General features: G+C 44.7%; 20 protein-coding genes. All 20 read left to right on the forward strand.

All coding sequences use genetic code 11. The annotated features are described in order from the left end of the window. The first annotated feature begins 85 nt into the window (after positions 1–85). The 20 genes from BLR15_RS09465 to cysK all read left to right on the forward strand — a co-directional run bounded on the left by BLR15_RS09465 (position 86) and on the right by cysK (position 20,028). The gene (locus BLR15_RS09465; RefSeq protein ID WP_092986919.1) at positions 86–925 is read left to right on the forward strand and encodes an ABC transporter ATP-binding protein; all 840 of its coding nucleotides are present in this window, start codon (positions 86–88) and stop codon (positions 923–925) included. Between the two features lies 1 nt (position 926). Next, complete coding sequence (locus tag BLR15_RS09470; RefSeq protein WP_092986921.1) at positions 927–1,628, forward strand: ABC transporter permease; 702 nt, start codon at positions 927–929, stop codon at positions 1,626–1,628. A gap of 105 nt (positions 1,629–1,733) precedes the next feature. Beyond that, positions 1,734–2,579 carry a 4-(cytidine 5'-diphospho)-2-C-methyl-D-erythritol kinase gene (gene ispE / locus BLR15_RS09475; RefSeq protein ID WP_092986923.1) on the forward strand — a complete coding sequence of 282 codons (846 nt, stop codon included), beginning with the start codon at positions 1,734–1,736 and terminating at the stop codon, positions 2,577–2,579. A 62-nt stretch (positions 2,580–2,641) separates the two neighbouring features. After that, positions 2,642–3,475 (forward strand): pur operon repressor, encoded by an 834-nt coding sequence (gene purR, locus BLR15_RS09480; protein ID WP_092986925.1) that lies wholly within the window; start codon positions 2,642–2,644, stop codon positions 3,473–3,475. Positions 3,476–3,489: 14 nt separating this feature from the next. Continuing rightward, a complete protein-coding gene (locus BLR15_RS09485) occupies positions 3,490–3,864 on the forward strand; it encodes a RidA family protein (protein WP_092986927.1) in 375 nt (124 codons plus the stop codon). An 85-nt stretch (positions 3,865–3,949) separates the two neighbouring features. Next, positions 3,950–4,312 (forward strand): septation regulator SpoVG, encoded by a 363-nt coding sequence (spoVG, locus tag BLR15_RS09490; protein WP_092986929.1) that lies wholly within the window; start codon positions 3,950–3,952, stop codon positions 4,310–4,312. Positions 4,313–4,479: 167 nt separating this feature from the next. After that, on the forward strand, positions 4,480–5,841 hold the full coding sequence (gene glmU, locus BLR15_RS09495) for a bifunctional UDP-N-acetylglucosamine diphosphorylase/glucosamine-1-phosphate N-acetyltransferase GlmU (RefSeq protein ID WP_092986931.1): 1,362 nt from the start codon (positions 4,480–4,482) through the stop codon (positions 5,839–5,841). Positions 5,842–5,853: 12 nt separating this feature from the next. Beyond that, positions 5,854–6,822, forward strand: coding sequence for a ribose-phosphate diphosphokinase (locus BLR15_RS09500; protein WP_092986934.1), 969 nt, complete (start codon positions 5,854–5,856; stop codon positions 6,820–6,822). Positions 6,823–6,926: 104 nt separating this feature from the next. Beyond that, entirely contained in the window at positions 6,927–7,580 is a 654-nt protein-coding gene (locus BLR15_RS09505) for a 50S ribosomal protein L25/general stress protein Ctc (RefSeq protein ID WP_092986936.1), read from the forward strand. A 60-nt stretch (positions 7,581–7,640) separates the two neighbouring features. Next, positions 7,641–8,213 (forward strand): aminoacyl-tRNA hydrolase, encoded by a 573-nt coding sequence (gene pth / locus BLR15_RS09510; RefSeq protein ID WP_092986938.1) that lies wholly within the window; start codon positions 7,641–7,643, stop codon positions 8,211–8,213. Further along, positions 8,206–11,676 carry a transcription-repair coupling factor gene (gene mfd, locus BLR15_RS09515; protein ID WP_092986940.1) on the forward strand — a complete coding sequence of 1,157 codons (3,471 nt, stop codon included), beginning with the start codon at positions 8,206–8,208 and terminating at the stop codon, positions 11,674–11,676. Before pth ends, mfd begins: the two co-directional genes overlap by 8 nt. Continuing rightward, complete coding sequence (locus BLR15_RS09520) at positions 11,676–12,857, forward strand: MazG nucleotide pyrophosphohydrolase domain-containing protein (protein ID WP_092986942.1); 1,182 nt, start codon at positions 11,676–11,678, stop codon at positions 12,855–12,857. Before mfd ends, BLR15_RS09520 begins: the two co-directional genes overlap by 1 nt. Beyond that, a complete protein-coding gene (locus BLR15_RS09525) occupies positions 12,844–13,137 on the forward strand; it encodes an RNA-binding S4 domain-containing protein (protein WP_092986987.1) in 294 nt (97 codons plus the stop codon). The genes BLR15_RS09520 and BLR15_RS09525 overlap by 14 nt, the downstream gene beginning before the upstream one ends. A 64-nt stretch (positions 13,138–13,201) precedes the next feature. Next, entirely contained in the window at positions 13,202–13,603 is a 402-nt protein-coding gene (locus BLR15_RS09530; RefSeq protein ID WP_092986944.1) for an FtsB family cell division protein, read from the forward strand. Positions 13,604–13,686: 83 nt separating this feature from the next. Beyond that, entirely contained in the window at positions 13,687–14,067 is a 381-nt protein-coding gene (locus BLR15_RS09535; RefSeq protein WP_052254967.1) for a S1 domain-containing RNA-binding protein, read from the forward strand. A gap of 63 nt (positions 14,068–14,130) precedes the next feature. Further along, positions 14,131–15,414 (forward strand): tRNA lysidine(34) synthetase TilS, encoded by a 1,284-nt coding sequence (gene tilS, locus BLR15_RS09540; protein ID WP_092986946.1) that lies wholly within the window; start codon positions 14,131–14,133, stop codon positions 15,412–15,414. Continuing rightward, positions 15,404–15,937, forward strand: a complete 534-nt coding sequence (hpt, locus tag BLR15_RS09545; RefSeq protein ID WP_245696727.1) for a hypoxanthine phosphoribosyltransferase — start codon at positions 15,404–15,406, stop codon at positions 15,935–15,937. Before tilS ends, hpt begins: the two co-directional genes overlap by 11 nt. Positions 15,938–16,009: 72 nt before the next feature. Continuing rightward, a complete protein-coding gene (gene ftsH / locus BLR15_RS09550; protein WP_092986950.1) occupies positions 16,010–18,106 on the forward strand; it encodes an ATP-dependent zinc metalloprotease FtsH in 2,097 nt (698 codons plus the stop codon). Between the two features lie 51 nt (positions 18,107–18,157). After that, entirely contained in the window at positions 18,158–19,030 is an 873-nt protein-coding gene (gene hslO / locus BLR15_RS09555; RefSeq protein WP_092986952.1) for an Hsp33 family molecular chaperone HslO, read from the forward strand. Between the two features lie 68 nt (positions 19,031–19,098). Then, positions 19,099–20,028 (forward strand): cysteine synthase A, encoded by a 930-nt coding sequence (gene cysK / locus BLR15_RS09560; protein ID WP_092986954.1) that lies wholly within the window; start codon positions 19,099–19,101, stop codon positions 20,026–20,028. The last annotated feature ends 103 nt before the right edge of the window (positions 20,029–20,131 follow it).

Raw genomic sequence — 20,131 nt, forward strand, 5'->3', positions numbered from 1 at the left:
CACCGTGATTATATCGCGGTGTTTTTATTTTGCGTGTAATCTTGAATTAACAACAAAAACAACCGAAAAATTGGAGGGAATTCAAATGATACATGTAAAAGAACTGAAGAAGACATTTGGTGTGGAACATGCATTAAAAGGAATCGATTTTGAAGTGGATAAAGGTGAAGTGTTCGGGCTGCTCGGACCGAGCGGGTCGGGGAAGACAACGACGATAAAACTGCTGACGGGCGAATTTAAATCGTCCGGCGGCAATATAGAAGTGAACGGGACGACAGACAAGCATTTTAAAAAGACGTCATATGTAAAGCACCTCGGTATCTTATCTGACAAAACATCGTTATATGACCGGCTGACAGTCGGTGACAACTTGGAACTGTACAGAAAATTATACAATGCACCTAAAAATGTGGTGGATGAAGTGCTGGGTAAAGTCGGGCTGCTGGAAGAGAAGGGAAAGAGAGTGTCAAAGCTTTCCAAAGGGATGAAGCAGCGTGTGATGCTGTGTAAAGCGGTGCTGCATAAACCGGATGTGCTGTTTCTGGATGAACCGACCAGTGCCCTCGATCCTACTACAACAGAGAAAATCCATGAAATGCTGGAAGAGCTGAAAAATGACGGAACGACAATCATGCTGACGACACACAATATGGATGAAGCAACGAGGCTGTGTGACAAAGTCGCATTTCTATATGAAGGTGTCATCAAAGAAACGGGTTCGCCGGAAGATCTGCGGCACAGATATAAAAGGAATGAAGTGCATCTCACTTATGAAGACGGCGGCATCAGAACTGTGGGACGGGATGTGGAAAATCAAGGTCTGTTGAAAGAAGCGCTGTTCGATACGAGTGTCATTGATATCAGGACGGATTTCCCGACGCTGGGTGAAGTATTTAAAAAGGTAACCGGAAAGGAGCTTGTCTAATATGAATATAACAAGAGTGGCGGCAATATTTGAAAAAGATTTCAAGGAATTCATGAGGAATATGATGTTGTTTACATCTGTATTGATCCCGGTCGTCCTCGCTGCATTCTTTGGCAGAATGGACGGCGGAGAAGGCGGCGTACCGGATGAAATAGTCATTATAATCGTCGGTGTCGTTTTTTCTGCTGTAACATTCAGCTCCATGATGACGATGATGGCAGAAGAGAATGAAAAGGATACATTGAGAGGGCTGCTCCAGTCACCGGCGTCGATCATTGATATCATTGCAGGGAAAAGTGCCGTCATTACATTGATGACGATCATTTCACTGGTTGCATCGATCATGCTGGTAGAAGCGGACGGCTTTTGGAGCATGGAAAATATTGCAGGGTTGATTTTGCTCGGCATTTTCTTTTTAAACCTGGGTATCGGCATCGGGCTGCTGGTCAAAAGTGTTGCGACGACATCGGTGTATCTGATACCGATCATGTTTCTGTTCGGCTTTACACCGTATATCGAATTCCTCGTCACGGATGAGGGCCATATCGCGAGGCAGATTGCTGAATGCTTTCCGCTGTACCAGAATCTGTACATTTTGAATGGTGACGGCGGAGCGGCAGAGTATTTGATACTGCTTGCATGGGTCGCTGTAAGTTTTGGCATTGTAATATGGGCATTCAACAGAAGAAAATCAGACGACTGATCAAAATCAGGAACCGTTCAGCTTTTTATTTGGCGGAACTTCTATATACATGTGTAATCTGTGTTAAAATAGACGATAATAAATGGACAAAATGGAGATAGTATTATGCATTATGAAACAGCTCCGGCTAAAATCAATTTAACACTGGATACTCTTTTCAAACGGGATGACGGTTATCATGAGGTCAGCATGGTGATGACGACGGTGGATCTGAATGATCAGTTATCTTTTGAAAAGCGTACGGACAATAAAATAACGATAGAGACTGAAAATCAGTATCTGCCGAATGACAGAAAGAACCTTGCTTACCAGGCCGCGGCTTTGATGATGAAGACTTATCATATAAAGACCGGGGTCAATATTGTGATTGAGAAGAACATACCGATTTCAGCAGGTCTTGCAGGCGGCTCGAGTGACGCGGCCGCGACATTCAGGGGGATGAATGCACTTTACGGGCTCGGCCGTCCGCTTGAAGAGCTTGCGGAACTCAGCGCAGAGCTTGGATCGGACATCCCTTTTTGTGTCTTCGGAAGAACGGCGATTTGTACCGGCAGAGGGGAGAAAGTTGAGCTGCTGCCGAAGCCGGCGAATGCATGGGTCATTCTTGCAAAACCATCTGTCGGTGTCTCTACCAAGGTCATCTATTCTCATCTAAAACCGGGCCGGCAAGAACCTGCTTCGGGGAAAGTGGTTGAGGCAGCGGTCGAAGGTGACTATAACGGTGTCGTCAAACAGATGAAGAATGACCTGGAAGAAGTGACAATCGAGCATTATCCTGAAGTGAAGAAACTGATTGATAACATGGAAGCGTCAGGGGCGGACAAGGCGATGATGAGCGGCAGCGGACCGACCGTTTTCGGTCTCGTTCAAAAGGAAAGACAGGCGATTCATCTGTACAATTCCATGCGTGGATGCTGTGACGAAGTTTACCGGGTGAGACTGCTTGGTTAATTGCCTAAAGCCGAACATTTGTGATAATATTGTACTTAATAATACGGGACTGGAGAGTTATAATGAAATACAAACGCAGTGAACGTCTAGTATTTATGACGCAATATTTAGTTTCACATCCAAATGAGCTTATTCCGCTGACTTATTTTGTCGATCAGTTCAATCAGGCGAAGTCGTCGATCAGTGAAGATATACGCATTATAAAACATGTGTTTGAAGATGATGGCATCGGGACTATACGGACGACGGCCGGTGCCGGGGGCGGAATTACCTACCACCCTGAGATCAGCACTGAACGGGCAAAAGAGATTGTGGCGGATTTTAAAGAGGTTTTGGAAACGAATGACCGTCTTCTTCCTGGCGGCTATTTATATATGTCCGATATCATGGGCAATCCATCACTGATGAACGATATCGGTGAGTTGATTGCGACGATGTACAAGGATGAAGAGATAGATGCAGTGGTCACTATAGCGACAAAGGGCATATCACTCGCGAACGCGGTCGCGAGAAAGCTGAACGCACCCGTCGCCATCATCCGGAAGGATAACAAAGTGACTGAAGGTTCGACGGTTTCCGTGAATTACGTTTCAGGCTCGACACGTAAGATAGAGACGATGGTCTTATCCAAGCGCACATTGAAAGAAGGGTCGAGCGTACTTGTCGTCGATGATTTCCTGCGTGCTGGCGGTTCGATTTCCGGCGTGATGAACCTCATGGAAGAATTCAGTGCGAAAATTGTCGGTGTCAGCGTACTTGTGGAAGCAAAAGAAGTCGCAAACAGGAAGTTCAAGGATTATACTTCATTATTGAAAGTTTCGGATATAGATGAGTATAATCAATCCTTCGTAGTAGAAGAAGGCAACTGTATACAGTATATTGAAAGTAACAACTAAAAGGAGTGTCAGTTATGAAACCAATCAATTCAGAAAAAGCACCGGAAGCATTAGGACCATACAGCCACGGCGTCAAGGTGGGCAGCCTGTTCTTTTCATCGGGCCAGATTCCGTTGACGAAAGAAGGAGAGATCATTTCCGAAGATGTCAAAGAGCAGACGGACCAGGTCATGAAGAATGTTCAGCATGTACTTGAAGCGGCCGGCATGAACTTTGACAATGTAGTAAAAACGACGATTTTCATATCTGATATGAATGACTTCCCGCATATCAACGAGGTTTATGGTTCCTATTTTACGGGTAAATTACCAGCAAGGTCATGTGTGGAAGTCAGTCGTCTACCTAAAGATGTTCAGGTAGAAATTGAAGTTGTTGCATCTGAAGAGTAAGATGGAAACGCAATAACCAATTTATTATTAGACTGCAGCATTAACACATTTGATCCAACAATATCAACCTATTGGGGGAACTGATATGCAAATTACAGATGTTAGGCTGCGTAAAGTTAATAATCAGGATACAAGAATGAAAGCGTTAGTGTCGATTACATTTGAAGATTCTTTTGTCATTCATGATTTAAGAGTCATTGAAGGAAATAACGGGCTTTTCGTAGCTATGCCAAGCAAAAGGACTCCGGACGGTGAATTCAGGGACATAGCACATCCGATCAATTCAGAGATGAGACAGCATGTGCAGGAAGAAATCATGAAAGTCTATGATGAAACCGAAGATGTTGCGGAGACACAGAAAACGGACAACAGCGATGAAGGTGAAAGCACAGAAGCAGAAGCCGTAGAAGAAACGGCAGAAGATAACGATGAAAACGAGAATGAATAAAACTTAGAATAGAGTATAAAATCTGAAGGCAGGTTTTATACTCTTTTTATTTTGTGAAAAATGTTCTTTTTATGGCAGGAAGAACGATTTACAATCTCTTAACGTTCGTCTTGAAAGTATTTATAGAGTAAAATATAATTGATATATCGAATAATTGGAGGGTAACTATGCAAACTAGAGCGATAATCTTAGCTGCTGGCAAAGGTACACGCATGAAATCAAAAAAGGCGAAAGTGTTACATGAACTGTGTGGGATGCCGATGATTCAGCATGTCATCAACAATGTTAAAGAGGCCGGATTTGATGAAGTGCATGCAATCATCGGTCCAGACAGTGACGAGGTCGGTGATTACCTGGGTGACAGTGTTAAAAAAACAGTTCAGGAAGAACGGCTCGGCACTGCACACGCAGTGAATCAGCTCAGTGATCTGCTGGCTGATGAGGAAGGAGATACTCTGGTCATCTGCGGGGATACACCGCTGATCTCGTCCCATACGATTCAAAACCTGCTGGATTTTCATCATGAAAGAAAATCTCTTGCGACGATCCTTTCTGCAGAAGCGGATGTGCCGACCGGCTACGGCAGGATTGTCAGAAATTATGATGGTTCGGTAAAGCGGATTGTTGAAGAGAAGGACGCCACTTCTGAAATCAGGGAATTGCATGAAATCAGTACAGGCACGTTCATTTTTGACAATCAGACGCTTTTTAAAGCTTTGGACAAGGTCACTGATGATAACGCTCAAAATGAATATTATCTGCCCGATGCAGTCAATATTCTTTTCAGGGAACATAAGCTGATCGATGCTTATGAAACGATGGAATTCGAAGAGACGCTGGGCATCAATGACAGAGTTGCCCTCAGTCAGGCGGAGAGTCTGCTCAGAGAGCAGATCAATATCCGTCATATGCAGAACGGCGTGACACTCATCGATCCCAAAAACACTTATATCGACGCCGGAGTGGAAATCGGCATGGACACAATAATTTACCCGGGTGCCGTACTCGGCGGCAGCACAATCATCGGTGAAAATGTTACAATAACCTCTTCATCCCATATCACTGATTCGGAGATAGAGGATGATGCTGTCATCAAGCAGTCTGTAATCACCGGTTCAAAAGTTGGCAGGGGTACCAATGTCGGACCATTTGCCCAGCTGAGACCGGGATCGAAGCTCGGTGAAGAAGTCAAAATCGGGAACTTTGTTGAAGTTAAAAAATCAGAACTTGAAAATGAGGCAAAAGTTTCTCATTTGAGTTATATTGGAGATGCGCATATAGGTGCACGTGCCAATATCGGATGCGGAGCAATCACAGTGAATTATGACGGTGAAAACAAACATAAGACCGAAGTCGGAAGAGACTCGTTCATCGGATGCAATTCCAATCTTATCGCACCTGTTAAAATTGGTGAACGTTCATTTATCGCAGCAGGGTCCACTGTGACGGACGAAGTACCCGAAGACAGCCTGGCAATCGCAAGGAACAGACAGACGACTAAAGAAGGCTATTATAAAAATCAAAAATAATGGAGGCAAATCATGTCAGCTACTCACGTAACTAATTCCAACTTAAGACTTTTTTCTTTGAACGGTAATGAACCACTTGCAGAGGAGATTTCCCGTCATATCGGTATTCCGTTGGGTGAATGCGAAGTCAACCGATTTTCAGACGAAGAAGTATCAATCAGTATTGAAGAAAGTGTGCGGGGGTGTGATGTCTTCGTCATCCAGCCGACGTCCCAGCCGGTCAATGAGCATTTGATGGAGCTGCTCATCATGGTGGACGCGTTGAAACGTGCATCCGCCAAGACGATCAACCTGGTCATCCCTTACTATGGTTACGCGAGACAGGACCGTAAGAGCCGCTCACGTGAGCCGATTACGGCTAAATTGGTGGCGAACCTTCTGGAAACAGCAGGTGCCAACAGGGTGATTTCCCTGGATCTGCACGCACCGCAAATTCAAGGTTTCTTTGATATTCCAATCGATCATTTGATGGGGGTGCCTCTGTTAAGTGATTATTTCTCAGAAAAAGAAGATCTGGACTTTGATGAAGTCGTAGTGGTATCGCCGGACCATGGCGGTGTGACCCGTGCACGTAAGATGGCAGACCGTCTCAAGACACCGATTGCCATCATCGATAAAAGACGCCCTAAACCGAATGTTGCGGAAGTGATGAATATCGTCGGAGAAATTGAAGGCAAGACCGCAATAATCATCGATGATATCATCGATACCGGCGGCACGATAAAACTGGCGGCACAGGCATTGGTTGATAAAGGGGCAAAAGAAGTTTATGCATGCTGCACACATCCGGTCTTATCTGGACCGGCCATTGAAAGAATAGAAAGTTCAATCATAAAAGAACTGGTGGTTACCAATTCAATTCAACTTGCAGAAGACAAAAAGATTGATAAAATCAAGGAGCTGTCCGTGGGAGCACTGATTGCACAGGCGATCGTCCGTGTATACAAAAAGGAATCCGTGAGCACTTTATTTGATAATTAAAAGTTTCTTTTACAAACAAGCGGGTAATATGTTATTATTGATTGTGCTATGTGTTAAATTGGACATAATACATTGTCTGTTATAGGAAAGGTGGAATTATTACCATGGCAAAATTGGCCTCGGCAAATAGAGAAACAAAAACTCGTTCAGCGATAAACCAGCTGCGTAATACTGGTCAGGTACCGGCAGTGGTTTATGGCTATCAGGTTGAAAACACAGCAGTTGCAGTTGATGAAGTAGAATTCATCAAAGTGATCCGTGAAGTGGGTCGTAACGGTGTTATCGATCTGGAACTCGGTGGAAAACCAACAAAAGTGATGGTTACGGACTACCAGTTCGATTCACTGAAAAACCAGATCACTCATATCGACTTCGTAGCAATCAACATGAAGACCGAAGTTACAGTGGATGTAACCATTGAACTTACCGGTGAAGCGAAAGGCGCCGACGAAGGCGGTATCGTAGAGCAGCCGATATTCGAAGTAGAGGTTACTGCAACACCGGATAACATCCCGGAATCGTTGGAGCTGGATGTTACTGAACTTGAAATCGGCGATACACTTTATGTATCTGACATTTCAATTACAGGCAACTTCACTATCGAAAACGAGGAAGACGAAGCACTTGTTACAGTTGTTCCTCCGCAAAAAGAGGAAGAGCCTGAAGATGAAGAAGAGGGCGAAGAGGGCGAAGAAGGCGAAGAGTCTGCAGAAGGCGAAGAGTCAGCTGACGCTCCTGAAGAATCTGAAGAAGAGTAATGATCTGACAATCGGCGGTGGGCAACCATCGCCTTTTTTAGCGTTGTATGAGGTGAGAAGATGAAGTGTATTATCGGACTTGGAAATCCAGGGAAAAAATATGAACAGACACGTCATAACGTTGGATTCATGGTTATTGACAAACTAGCAGAAGAATTGAACATTGAGGTTACAGACCGGAAGTTCAAGTGTGATTACGGTACCGGTATTCATAACGGGCAGAAAGTCATGCTCGTAAAACCTCAGACTTTTATGAACTTATCAGGTGAAGGCGTACGTCCCCTGACCGACTATTATAATATAGAACTGGAAGATATTATTGTGCTGTATGATGATCTGGATCTGCCGCTCGGTAAATTGAGGCTGAGGAGAAAAGGAAGCGGCGGCGGACACAATGGTATGAAGTCGCTCAATCAGCATCTCGGCAGTGAAAAATATAAACGCATCCGTATCGGCATCGACCGTCCTGCAGCAGGTATGACAGTGGTTAAATATGTGCTCAGCAAGTTCCGTAAAGATGAGCAGCCGTTACTTGAAAAAGTAATCGACAGAACGAGTGATGCATCCTCGAGTTTTGTCACTGAACCATTCGAAGAAGTGATGACGCAGTTTAATGGTGATGTGGATGGATGATAAGATATTCAAGCGGATTCAGGATGATGAAAGATTTCTCGAAGTTGCAAGGCATGATAAAACAGAAAACCTTCTTGTGACCGGTGTGAATGAGGACTTCAAGGCAACACTTTTATCCCAGCTCTATGAAATGAATAAAAGGCCTTACGTCGTCTTTGTACAAAATAACCACCAGATGGAGAAACTCGCTTCCGCCTTGATGGACCTTATGGAGGATAATGTTTATACGTTTCCGGTCGGCGATATCATGATCGAGAATCATTCAAAACAAAGTCCGGACTTTATAAAATCCAGAATGACGGCGAGCTATGCTCTAGCACACAATGTGCCAGGGCTATTTATCGTGCCTGTACATGCACTTATGAAGCCCCTCATGACCAAAGAGAAACTGCTGGACTATCTGCAGACTTTTGAAATCGGCGGCACAGTGGATTACGAAACACTCATCGGCGATCTGGTGAATCTTGGTTATAAAAGGATGACGAAAGCGCAAAATGTCGGGGAATTTGCAGTGCGCGGCGATATATTTGACATTTATACACCGGATGCGTTGTACCGTATGGAGCTTTTTGACGATGAGATTGATTCACTCAGAACGATTGATCCTGAATCACAGCGGTCAATTGAAAATATCGGGTCATTCACTTTGAATCCGTATGCAGAATATATTTTGGATGAAAACGACAGAGAAGTGCTTCTGGATAAAGTTCAGAAACTTTATGAGAATTCGGATGCCGGGTCAAATGAAGCGGTCAAAGAGGCGCTGGATGAACATTACGCGGAAGTGACGCACCCTGATCTGACTTTTGAGCATCTCATCCAGTACAGTCATCTTCTGCATGAAAAAGGCAATTCACTCATCGACTACATTACAGACGATCATCATGTCCTGGTTGATGAAGTGACGAATATCACCTCCGCCTATGAAACTGAATTTGAAGCCGTGAGTGAATTTTACAGCTCGATGGTGGAAGCAGGAAAAATGTTCAAGGGCGGCGGCAATTATCTCGAAGGGCAGCTCGACCGGCTGCTTTCACTGCAGGGCAGCACTTATTTCACACTGTTCACAAAAAGAATGCCGGTGGAAATCGGCAAGGTTGTCAAAATTTCGGTCCGACCGACGGAAATCTATTATGGCCAATATGACATTCTCGCTTCGAACCTGAACAGAATGCTCCAGGACGGGTATCTCGTCAATATCATCCTGAGAAATGAAGAAGAGCTGCAGAAGACGAAGCAGCTGCTGGAAGATTTGAATATTACAAGCTACATTCATAATATCCCCGTGGAAAGCGGGATTGTCCTGACGACAGGCGGAATGCCGAAAGGTTTCATACTGCCGTTTATGAAAGTAGCAATGCTCACTTCAAAAGAACTTTACAATAAGACGGCCAAACGGAAACAGCGGCGTCAGAAACTGTCCAATGCCGAGAAAATAAAATCCTATCAGGATTTGAATGTCGGGGATTACGTCGTCCATGTCCATCATGGTGTCGGCCGTTATCTTGGTATTGAGACGATGGAAATCAGCGGTATTCATAATGATTATATGAAGCTTCAGTATAAAGGGACGGATCAGCTGTATATTCCTGTGGACCAGATGGACCTTGTCCAAAAATTCGTCTCAAATGAAGACAGCACGCCTAAAATGCATAAGCTCGGCGGCACAGAATGGAAAAAGACGAAAGCCAGAGTGGAGGCCAGTGTCAATGAGATTGCCGACGAACTGATGAAACTGTATCAGGAACGTGCACAGGCAGAGGGGTTCAAGTACGGTCCGGATACAGATATGCAGCAGTCTTTCGAAGAGCGGTTCCCGTATGAACCGACACCGGACCAGCTGGCCTCGGTCCATGAAATTAAAAACGATATGGAAGAAATAAAACCGATGGACCGCCTCCTCTGCGGCGACGTCGGCTACGGCAAGACGGAAGTGGCGATCAGAGCAGCTTTCAAAGCTGTGCAGGACAATAAGCAGGTTGCATTTCTTGTGCCTACGACAATCCTTGCCTCACAGCATTTTGAAAGTCTGATCGAGAGAATCGAAGATTATCCGGTCAATGTGGAAGTGATGAGCCGCTTCAGAACAGCCGCCCAAAATAAGAAGACGCGGGAAGGCCTTAAGAAGGGCACGGTCGATATTGTAGTCGGCACGCATAAAATATTGAGCAAAGATGTTGAATTCAAAGACCTCGGTCTGCTGATCGTCGATGAAGAACAGCGCTTTGGCGTTCGCCATAAAGAACGCATCAAGCAGTTGAAAACCAATGTGGATGTTCTGACATTGACGGCAACTCCTATTCCGAGAACGCTGCATATGAGTCTGTCCGGAGTGAGAGACTTATCAGTCATTGAAACACCGCCCGAAAACAGATTTCCTGTACAGACCTATGTGCTGGAATATAACGGCAATTTTGTACGTGAAGCGATTGAGCGGGAACTTGCCCGCGACGGACAGGTGTTTTATCTCCATAATAGGGTAGATACAATCTATCAGAAGAAAGCGCATATTGAGTCGCTCGTACCCGATGCGGAAGTCGGTGTCATGCATGCGAAGATGACTGAGAAACAAGTCGAGGAGACGATGCTCGCCTTTGTCAATAATGAATTCGATGTCATCGTCACGACAACCATCATCGAAACGGGTGTCGATGTGCCGAACGCCAATACACTGATCATTGAAGATGCGGACCGTTTCGGGCTCAGCCAGCTCTACCAGCTGCGCGGGCGTGTCGGGCGGAGCAACCGGATCAGCTATGCCTACCTGTTCCATCAGCCGAATAAGGTACTGACTGAAGTTGCTGAAAAAAGGCTAGAGGCAATCAAAGAATATACAGAGCTCGGCAGCGGTTTTAAGATCGCGATGAGAGACCTGAATATACGCGGTGCGGGGAACCTGCTCGGCAAACACCAGTCCGGCTTCATCGATTCGGTCGGTTATGAACTTTATTCGGAAATGCTTGAATCGGCAGTGAAGGAAAAGCAGGGCATCAAAGAAGAGTCGCAGCCGGTGAATATACCGATAGACATCACTTTGGATGCCTATATACCCGGCACTTACATTACACATGAACAGTCCAAAATCGACATTTACAAACGTCTGAGAAATGCAGACTCGATTGAAGCGGTGGAAGATATCGAGGACGAACTGATCGACCGTTTCGGCGAATACCCGAAAGAGGTCGACAACCTGATACAGCTTGTCCGTGTGAAAGTCTACGCATTGATGTACGGCATTTACCAGGTGAAGGAAGACAGCCGCAAAGTGCATCTACAGGTTTCAAAGGCAGCGACATCACAGGTGGATGGTGAAAAACTGTTCATGGATACACGGGATTACGGAAGAATGATACAGGTCGCAGTGCAGGACAGTGAGCTGAAAATCACTGTCGGCACCAAAGATATAAAGAAATTGGTCAGCATCATGGAAGATATTCAAGACAGCAGAATGGAGGTTGCCTGATGAATACAATTAATATTATCGGACTGGGAAGTTCGGATATAGACAGCATGCCGGTGGGTATATTCAAAAGAATAAAAACATCTGAGAACTTATTTTTACGGACGGAAGACCACCCGGTCGCCGGCACTTTGAAAGAAGAAGGGGTCGAATGGACCGCCTTTGATGATGTGTACGAAAATAACGATACTTTTGAGGCGACCTACGAAGAGATATGCCGACTTCTGACTGAAGCGGTACAGTCGGCTGATGTGGACTATGCCGTGCCGGGGCATCCTTTATTTTATGAAACGACGACGGAACTTCTGATGGACCGGGCTGAGAGCGGCGGATACAGGGTGAATATCGTCGGTGGACAGAGTTTCATAGATGCAGTCATCAGTGCGGTCGAGGTACCGGTCAATGACGGTTTTCAGCTTCTGGACGCTTCCACTTTGAAGCTGGAAGACTTATCCCATAAGAAACATACGATCATTACCCAGGTATATGACCTGTTCAGCCTGAGCGATGTCAAAGTGACGCTGCTCGATTACTACCCGCCTGAAATGAACGTCAAAATTGTTACTGCTGCAGGCGGCAGCGATGAAATGGTCTATGAGACACCGCTCCATGAACTCGACCATATGCAGATAACAAGCAACCTGATGGCGCTGTTCATTCCTGAAACGGAACTTGACACCCAGGATGCGAGGTCGATCCATAACATGATGGATATTTTCGATACGCTCGTCAGCGAAGACGGCTGTCCGTGGGATAAAAAGCAGACCCACAAGTCTCTCGAGAAGTATCTGATCGAAGAGGCCTATGAAGTTATCGAGGCAATCGAACGGCAGGATGACGAAGCGATTGTAGAGGAGCTTGGAGATATTCTTCTTCAGGTGGCGCTGCATTCTGCGGTAGGCAATAAGGACGGCTACTTCAATTTTCTTGATGTCCTGTCAAGCATGAACCGAAAAGTCATCAGGCGTCATCCTCATGTGTTCTCGGATGCGGTGGTTGAAGATATGGAAGACCTGGACCGTGTATGGGAGCAGGCGAAAAAGAATGAAGGCAAGAAGGAAAAAGTGAAGTATGAAAAAGAGTATGCGGATAAAGTGCTGAAATGGATGAAGAATACAATCCATAATCAGAAACCTTTATCGGCACAAGTGGAAGAGAAGGGTGATAATGATGAGGCTCGATAAATATTTGAAAGTATCACGTATCATAAAGAGACGTACGCTGGCCAAGGAAGTCAGCGATGAAGGACGTGTCACAATCAACGGCAGCACAGCCAAGGCAGGAACGCTCCTCAACGTCGGCGACATCGTCAAAATCAGATTCGGAAACAAGATTGTGACTTTTGAAGTTCTGATGCTGGGTGCACATGCCAAAAAGGAAGAAGCAGAAAGGATGTACAAAATCATCAGTGAAGAAAGAATAGAGAAAAATGAAAATCAAGATGAAATAGATGAATTTCTATAGAAATTTGTGCGTGAATGGTGTATTTTAGGAGTGAGGGTTAACGTAAAGAAATGGAAGTGGTGCTGTGAATAAAAAAGTTGTTAAATTACTCAACAGCTACACGAAGAAAAAAGAGACTGAGAAAAAGGTATTAAGTGATGAAAGTCGTGTGAGCAGGAAAAGGACGCTGCTTTTCGGCAGTATCATGCTGGTCATTGCTGGTATTCTGCTCGTCATTGCACTGCACCAAAACCATCAGAACTCCTATTTAGAAGAAGAACTGGCTGCCAATGAAGAGCGGCTTGATAATAAAATCACTGAATCACAGGATTTGGAACAGAAAATAAAGCAGCTTAATGATGATGACTATATTATGCGCATCGCACGCAGCGAATTTTTCTTATCGGAAGAAGGGGAGATCGTTTTCAACCTGTCCGATGATAATAATGACGAACCTGTTACGGAAGAAAGCAAGTTCGGGGAATAATCATTACATATGTAATGATTATTTTTCATTTTTATAGTATTATAAATAGAGATAACAGTAATTTGGGAGGATATTATATAAACATGTCAGTTGAAGTGGGCAGTAAAATCATAGGGAAAGTCACAGGTATTAAACATTTTGGTGCTTTTGTCGAATTACCGGAGAGAAAAAACGGACTCGTACACATCAGTGAAGTTGCAGATCAATATGTAGAAGACATTAATGATCATCTGAGCATTGGCCAGGAAGTAGAGGTAAAAGTACTGTCTGTGGGTGATGACGGCAAAATAAGCCTGTCGATTAAAAAGGCAAAAGAGCAAAAGCCTAAACCGAGACCACGTAAAGAACCGTCTCCGGAAGATTTTGAGAAAAAATTATCGTCTTTCCTTAAAGATAGTGAAGATCGACTTTCCACGATTAAGAGACAAGCAGAATCTCGTCGCGGTGGACGCGGACGCAGATAAAAAAATTAAGACGATTATTGTAATCGTCTTATTTTATTTTAAGATAAAAGTTGGAGATCTGAGATGTTAGAAGGCGGACTGAAACTTGCAGATGTAAAATGGCTGACTTCCGACACGGTTGCACTGGCCATTTCAGGCGGTATAGATTCAATGGTCCTGTATCATCAGTTGACACATGAGTACAGGCACACATATAAAAAACTGGTTCTCTTCCATGTAAATCACGGCGTTCGAAGGGAATCCGCAGAAGAGGAACGGTATATAAAAGAACTGGGCGCTTTGAACAATCACATCGTTGAAGTGGATCATCTGTTCATGGGCGGCGATTTTTCACAGGGACAGGCAAGAGAGATGCGCTACCGATTTTTTGCAGACAGATCTAAAGCGCATGGTGTCGATGTGCTGCTTACTGCGCATCATAAAGATGATCATTTTGAAACCGTTCTTCACCAGCTTCTGACGAACAGACACCTGAATCAGACTCTCGGTATAAAGAGTGACAATGTCATTGGCGGTATGACCGTGGCGAGGCCGCTGCTTTCACTGCTTAAGGATGACATCAGACGTTACCAGCAGCATCACAATGTGCAATACTTTGAGGATGCTACAAATGAAGAGGATGATTACACCAGAAATTACATCAGACATCATATCGTAAAAAATATTAAGAGGAATGAAAATCTTCATGAAGAAAGTCTTTCCCGGGTTGCGGCCGATTTTGACGGGTTGAAGGGCCTGGCGGACAGCAGGGCGGCGGAATTTTTGGAGGATGTCCCCGGCAGCGTCATTTCCAGGCACACACTCCTGCACGAGCCCCATATCATCAAAGTGTTTATACTTCAGAAGTGGATGCACCGCCACAATATATCCCCGGGCCGTAAATTCATCGAAGAAGCAATCAATCTGATACAGAGTGATCTGCCTCAAGGCGATCTTCCCATCGATAATAAATTAATCAAGCTGAGATATGGTGATGTATATATTGATAATACAGGGTCATATGATGTAAAGTCGGTAGATAAAAGCTTTTTAATCAACAGCAGCGGCCGGTATTTATTCAACGGATACAGGGTGGATGTGGATCTCCCTGATGATATGTTCCCTTTGACTGTAAGAACAAGGTCGGACGGTGACGCGATACGCCTTCCGAATCTGGGAACGAAAAAAATATCCAGAATTTTCATCGATCAGAAGATTCCGCATGAAGAACGCGGGAAAACCCCTTTAATTATAAATAACAGCAATGAAATTATTGCACTCGGAACAATATATAATATAATTAAACCACGAGAAAATTATAAAGGCTTAATAATTTCAAAGGAGAAAACTCATGAGTTTGAAAAATGACATTAGTGAAGTGGTCTTATCAGAAGAAGATATCGACCGGATCGTCTCAGATCTCGGTGAGACCATAAGAAAAGATTATGAAGGGAAAACACCTGTATTAGTCGGCCTGCTGAAAGGGTCTGTCCTGTTTATGGGCGATCTGATCAAGAAGATTGATACGCATCTGGAAATTGACTTTATGGATGTGTCCAGCTATGTAGGAACAAAATCCACAGGGGAAGTCCAGATTTTAAAAGACTTGTCCGGGTCTGTGGATGGCAGACACATCCTAATAGTTGAAGATATCATAGAAACGGGGGCGACATTGAACTCGATCATCAATCTGATCAAATCCCGTAATGCAGCATCCATTGAAATTGTGACTTTACTGGACAAGCCGGTAAACAGGAAGCTGCATGTTGATGTCAAGTACATAGGAACTGAAATTCCTGATGGTTTCGTGGTTGGTTACGGATTGGATTTCGATGAAAAGTACAGGAACCTGCCGTATATTGGGTTGCTCAAACCGGAATTATATTCGTAAACATATCAGTGGAACTGGATTGAGAAATTATGATATTATCTCTTTTAGTGTATTAGAAATGGAGGAGTATGAATGCCGAAGAATACAGGCCGCAATATGATACTGATACTCGTATTGGTAGTCATCATGTTTGGTATATTTTCACAGTTTAATGGTTCTTCCGAACTTGAAGAAGAACTTCAATATAATGAATTCATTGAACAATTGGAAGCCGGCAATGTTGAAGAATTGAACATACAGCCGGACCGTAATGTTTACTTAATCGAAGGTCGCCTGAGCGGCCAGGAAGAGCAGGAGTCCTTTACATCAGTGATTCCTTACAACAGTACAAGTGATCTGGACAGCATCCTGGATACAGCGCGTGCTCAGGATGGATTGAACTTTGCAGTACAGCCTGCTGATGAACAGAGTCCTTGGACGACAATGCTGTTTACATTCATACCTTTACTGATCATCTTGTTCCTGTTCTTATTCTTAATGAGTCAGGCACAAGGCGGCGGCGGTGGCGGCGGCAAAATGATGAACTTTGGCAAGTCTAAAGCGAAGCTTTATGACCAGAACAAGAAAAAAGTTCGTTTTGACGATGTTGCCGGTGCAGATGAAGAAAAGCAGGAATTGATAGAAGTGGTGGACTTCTTAAAAGATCACCGTCGTTTCGACAGAATCGGTGCACGTATTCCAAAAGGTGTTCTCCTTGTGGGACCTCCTGGTACCGGTAAGACATTGATTGCGAGAGCTGTTGCAGGTGAAGCGGGCGTTCCGTTCTTCTCCATCAGTGGTTCTGATTTCGTCGAGATGTTCGTCGGTGTCGGTGCATCACGTGTACGTGACCTTTTTGAAAACGCGAAAAAGAATGCACCTTGTATCATTTTCATAGATGAGATTGATGCTGTAGGACGTCAGCGTGGCGCTGGTGTCGGCGGCGGTCATGATGAGCGTGAACAGACATTGAACCAGCTGCTTGTTGAAATGGATGGTTTCGGTGAAAACGAAGGTATCATCATGATTGCTGCAACGAACAGACCGGATATCCTGGACCCTGCATTACTGCGTCCGGGCCGTTTTGACAGACAGATACAAGTGGGAAGACCGGATGTAAGAGGCCGTGAAGCTGTACTGAAAGTGCATGCGCGTAACAAACCGCTTGATGACACTGTCGACTTGAAAGCAATTGCCCAGCGCACGCCGGGATTCACCGGTGCTGACCTTGAGAATCTGCTGAATGAAGCAGCTCTTGTTGCAGCAAGACATAAAAAAGTGAAGATCGATATGCGCGATGTAGACGAAGCGACAGACAGAGTAATTGCCGGACCGGCCAAGAAGAGCAAGATCATTTCTGAAAAAGAAAGAAATATCGTTGCGTTCCACGAAGCGGGTCATACAATAATCGGCATGGTGCTTGATGATGCGGATATGGTGCACAAAGTGACCATCGTTCCTCGCGGACAGGCAGGCGGCTATGCTGTAATGCTGCCGCGTGAAGACCGTTACTTCATGACGAAGCCGGAGCTTGAAGATAAGATTGTCGGGCTGCTTGGCGGACGTGTTTCCGAAGAAATCAACTTCGGCGAGGTGTCTACAGGTGCCCACAACGACTTCCAGCGTTCGACGAGTATTGCACGTAAAATGGTTACGGAATACGGCATGAGTGACAAACTCGGTCCGTTGCAGTTCGGTGAATCGAACGGCCAGGTATTCCTTGGTAAGGATATGCAGTCAGACCAGAACTACTCGGACAAGATTGCATATGAAATCGATCAGGAAATGCAAAATATCGTCAAGACCCAATATGAGCGCTGCCGTCAAATACTGACTGACCATAAAGAACAGCTGGTATTGATTGCAGAAACACTGCTTGAAGTGGAAACATTGGATCGTGAACAGATCGAAGGTTTATTCTACAATGGTGAATTGCCTGAGAGAAATTTTGAGGATCATACAGCGGATGATTCTGAAGATGAAAAAATCGGCAAGTCATACGACGAAGTGAAAAAAGAAGTCGATGAAAGAGACACTGCCCATGACGGTAAAGACCATGAAGAAAACAACCGCCAGCTTGAAGAGCGTCCAGACATGGCCGGGGAGCCGGAACAGCGTGAAGATAACGCACGTGTCGATGAACAGAAGAGACGTGAAGAAGACTGGGAAAGCGATAATCGAAGAGATTAATCAATTTAAAAGTCGCCGCAAGGCGACTTTTAATAATTCAGGAGGATAAATATGAGTGATTATTTAGTCAGAGGACTTGGTTTGAATGATGAAATCCGCATACTGGCTGTAGATACAACTGAAACTATAAATGAGGCTGTGAGGCGCCACGAAGCTTACCCGACAGCTGCTGCCGCTCTCGGCCGCACAATGACCGCATCTGTACTGATGGGTGCAATGCTCAAAAATGAGGAGAAAGTGACAACGACTATCGAAGGCGGCGGACCAATCGGCGCGATTGTCACCGACAGTGATGCAAAAGGTCATGTCAGAGGCTACCTTGGCAACCCACAGGTCCACTTTGACCTGAATGATTCAGGTAAACTGGATGTCAGAAGAGCTGTTGGAACAGACGGCTATTTAAGAGTTGTAAAAGATATCGGATTAAAAGAGCATTTTACCGGTTCTACAGAAATCGTGTCGGGTGAAATAGGCGAAGATTTTGCATACTATTTCTATACGAGTGAGCAGGTGCCTTCCATCGTCGGTCTCGGCGTTCTTGTGAATCCTGACAATACCATTAAGGCTTCCGGCGGTTTCATCATACAGGTACTGCCTGGTGCAAGTGAAGAAACATTTGAATTCCTAGATAAAATTTCAAAAGAAATGACGCCTGTGTCCAGGCAGATTGACGAGGGACTCAGTCCACACGAGATTATAAATGCAGCGATTGGGGAAAAGAACTGGAGAGAGCTGAGCGAAATGCCGGTATCGTTCGAATGTAACTGTTCGAAAGACCGTTTCCTGAATGCAATATCGGCTCTGGACCCTGCAGAAATCATGACGATGATCAAAGAGGACGGCGGTGCGGAAGCAGACTGTCATTTCTGCCGCAACAAAGTATGGATTGAGGAAGAAGAGTTGAAAGAATTAATCACGCACTGATATTGATAAGATGTCATTTTCATGCTATATTATTCATAGCATTATACTAGGAAAAGGGAGTGCTTACTTTGAGCAAAGTTTACAATAACATTTCAGAAACGATTGGCAACACACCTCTAGTAAAATTGAACAGCCTTACTGATGAGAACAGCGCAGATGTATATGTGAAATTGGAATTTATGAATCCGGGGAGTTCTGTAAAAGACAGAATCGCCCTGGCGATGATTGAAGCAGCAGAAAAAGAAGGCCACCTCGATAAAGATACGACAATTGTGGAGCCGACAAGCGGTAACACTGGAATCGGTCTTGCGATGGTCGCAGCTAGCAAAGGTTATAAAACAACTTTGGTAATGCCTGATACGATGAGTAAGGAAAGACGAAATCTGCTTCGTGCATACGGTGCAGAACTTGTGCTCACACCCGGGGCGGACGGTATGAAAGGTGCGATTAAAAAGGCCGGAGAACTTGCTGAAAAAGAAAACTATTTCATGCCTCAGCAGTTCGAGAACATGGCAAACCCTGAAATCCACGAGAAAACAACAGGTGTTGAACTTGTAAATCAGATGGAGGGTCTGTCAATTGACGGCTTTGTATCCGGCATCGGTACCGGCGGTACTGTTTCCGGTGCAGGGAAAGTATTGAAGGAACATCATCCTGACGTGAAAATCTATGCGGTTGAACCGACTGACTCTGCAATTTTAAGCGGCAAGGAACCGGGTCCGCATAAAATTCAGGGAATCGGTGCAGGTTTTGTTCCGAAAACTTTGAACACTGAAGTTTATGATGAAGTATCAGTAGTTTCAAATGACGAGGCGATGGAAGTCGGACGTGAACTTGCTGCCAAAGAAGGTATACTGGGCGGTATTTCATCCGGTGCAGCAGTCAAGGCGGGACTGGACGCTGCAAAGGAACTGGGCAAAGGTAAAAATGTCATTGTGATCCTGCCGTCAAACGGCGAAAGATATTTATCAACTGCATTATTCAACTTTGATGACTGAATCATTGTAAGTAGTTTAGCGGGGCTGCAGTCAGATCTTATGATCTGTCTGCAGTTTTTTTGCGGAAGTTTTCACCTGCGGATCAATTTCACTTATTTGAATT

It is taken from the genome of Lacicoccus qingdaonensis, assembly GCF_900101075.1.
Taxonomy (GTDB): domain Bacteria; phylum Bacillota; class Bacilli; order Staphylococcales; family Salinicoccaceae; genus Lacicoccus; species Lacicoccus qingdaonensis.

What these genes read in the sequence shown, in the direction of transcription:
- BLR15_RS09465 (WP_092986919.1), top strand. Translation starts at nt 86, where the DNA reads ATGATACATGTAAAAGAACTGAAGAAGACATTTGGTGTGGAACATGCA.
- BLR15_RS09470 (WP_092986921.1), top strand. Translation starts at nt 927, where the DNA reads ATGAATATAACAAGAGTGGCGGCAATATTTGAAAAAGATTTCAAGGAA.
- ispE (WP_092986923.1), top strand. Translation starts at nt 1,734, where the DNA reads ATGCATTATGAAACAGCTCCGGCTAAAATCAATTTAACACTGGATACT.
- purR (WP_092986925.1), top strand. Translation starts at nt 2,642, where the DNA reads ATGAAATACAAACGCAGTGAACGTCTAGTATTTATGACGCAATATTTA.
- BLR15_RS09485 (WP_092986927.1), top strand. Translation starts at nt 3,490, where the DNA reads ATGAAACCAATCAATTCAGAAAAAGCACCGGAAGCATTAGGACCATAC.
- spoVG (WP_092986929.1), top strand. Translation starts at nt 3,950, where the DNA reads ATGCAAATTACAGATGTTAGGCTGCGTAAAGTTAATAATCAGGATACA.
- glmU (WP_092986931.1), top strand. Translation starts at nt 4,480, where the DNA reads ATGCAAACTAGAGCGATAATCTTAGCTGCTGGCAAAGGTACACGCATG.
- BLR15_RS09500 (WP_092986934.1), top strand. Translation starts at nt 5,854, where the DNA reads ATGTCAGCTACTCACGTAACTAATTCCAACTTAAGACTTTTTTCTTTG.
- BLR15_RS09505 (WP_092986936.1), top strand. Translation starts at nt 6,927, where the DNA reads ATGGCAAAATTGGCCTCGGCAAATAGAGAAACAAAAACTCGTTCAGCG.
- pth (WP_092986938.1), top strand. Translation starts at nt 7,641, where the DNA reads ATGAAGTGTATTATCGGACTTGGAAATCCAGGGAAAAAATATGAACAG.
- mfd (WP_092986940.1), top strand. Translation starts at nt 8,206, where the DNA reads ATGGATGATAAGATATTCAAGCGGATTCAGGATGATGAAAGATTTCTC.
- BLR15_RS09520 (WP_092986942.1), top strand. Translation starts at nt 11,676, where the DNA reads ATGAATACAATTAATATTATCGGACTGGGAAGTTCGGATATAGACAGC.
- BLR15_RS09525 (WP_092986987.1), top strand. Translation starts at nt 12,844, where the DNA reads ATGAGGCTCGATAAATATTTGAAAGTATCACGTATCATAAAGAGACGT.
- BLR15_RS09535 (WP_052254967.1), top strand. Translation starts at nt 13,687, where the DNA reads ATGTCAGTTGAAGTGGGCAGTAAAATCATAGGGAAAGTCACAGGTATT.
- tilS (WP_092986946.1), top strand. Translation starts at nt 14,131, where the DNA reads ATGTTAGAAGGCGGACTGAAACTTGCAGATGTAAAATGGCTGACTTCC.
- ftsH (WP_092986950.1), top strand. Translation starts at nt 16,010, where the DNA reads ATGCCGAAGAATACAGGCCGCAATATGATACTGATACTCGTATTGGTA.
- hslO (WP_092986952.1), top strand. Translation starts at nt 18,158, where the DNA reads ATGAGTGATTATTTAGTCAGAGGACTTGGTTTGAATGATGAAATCCGC.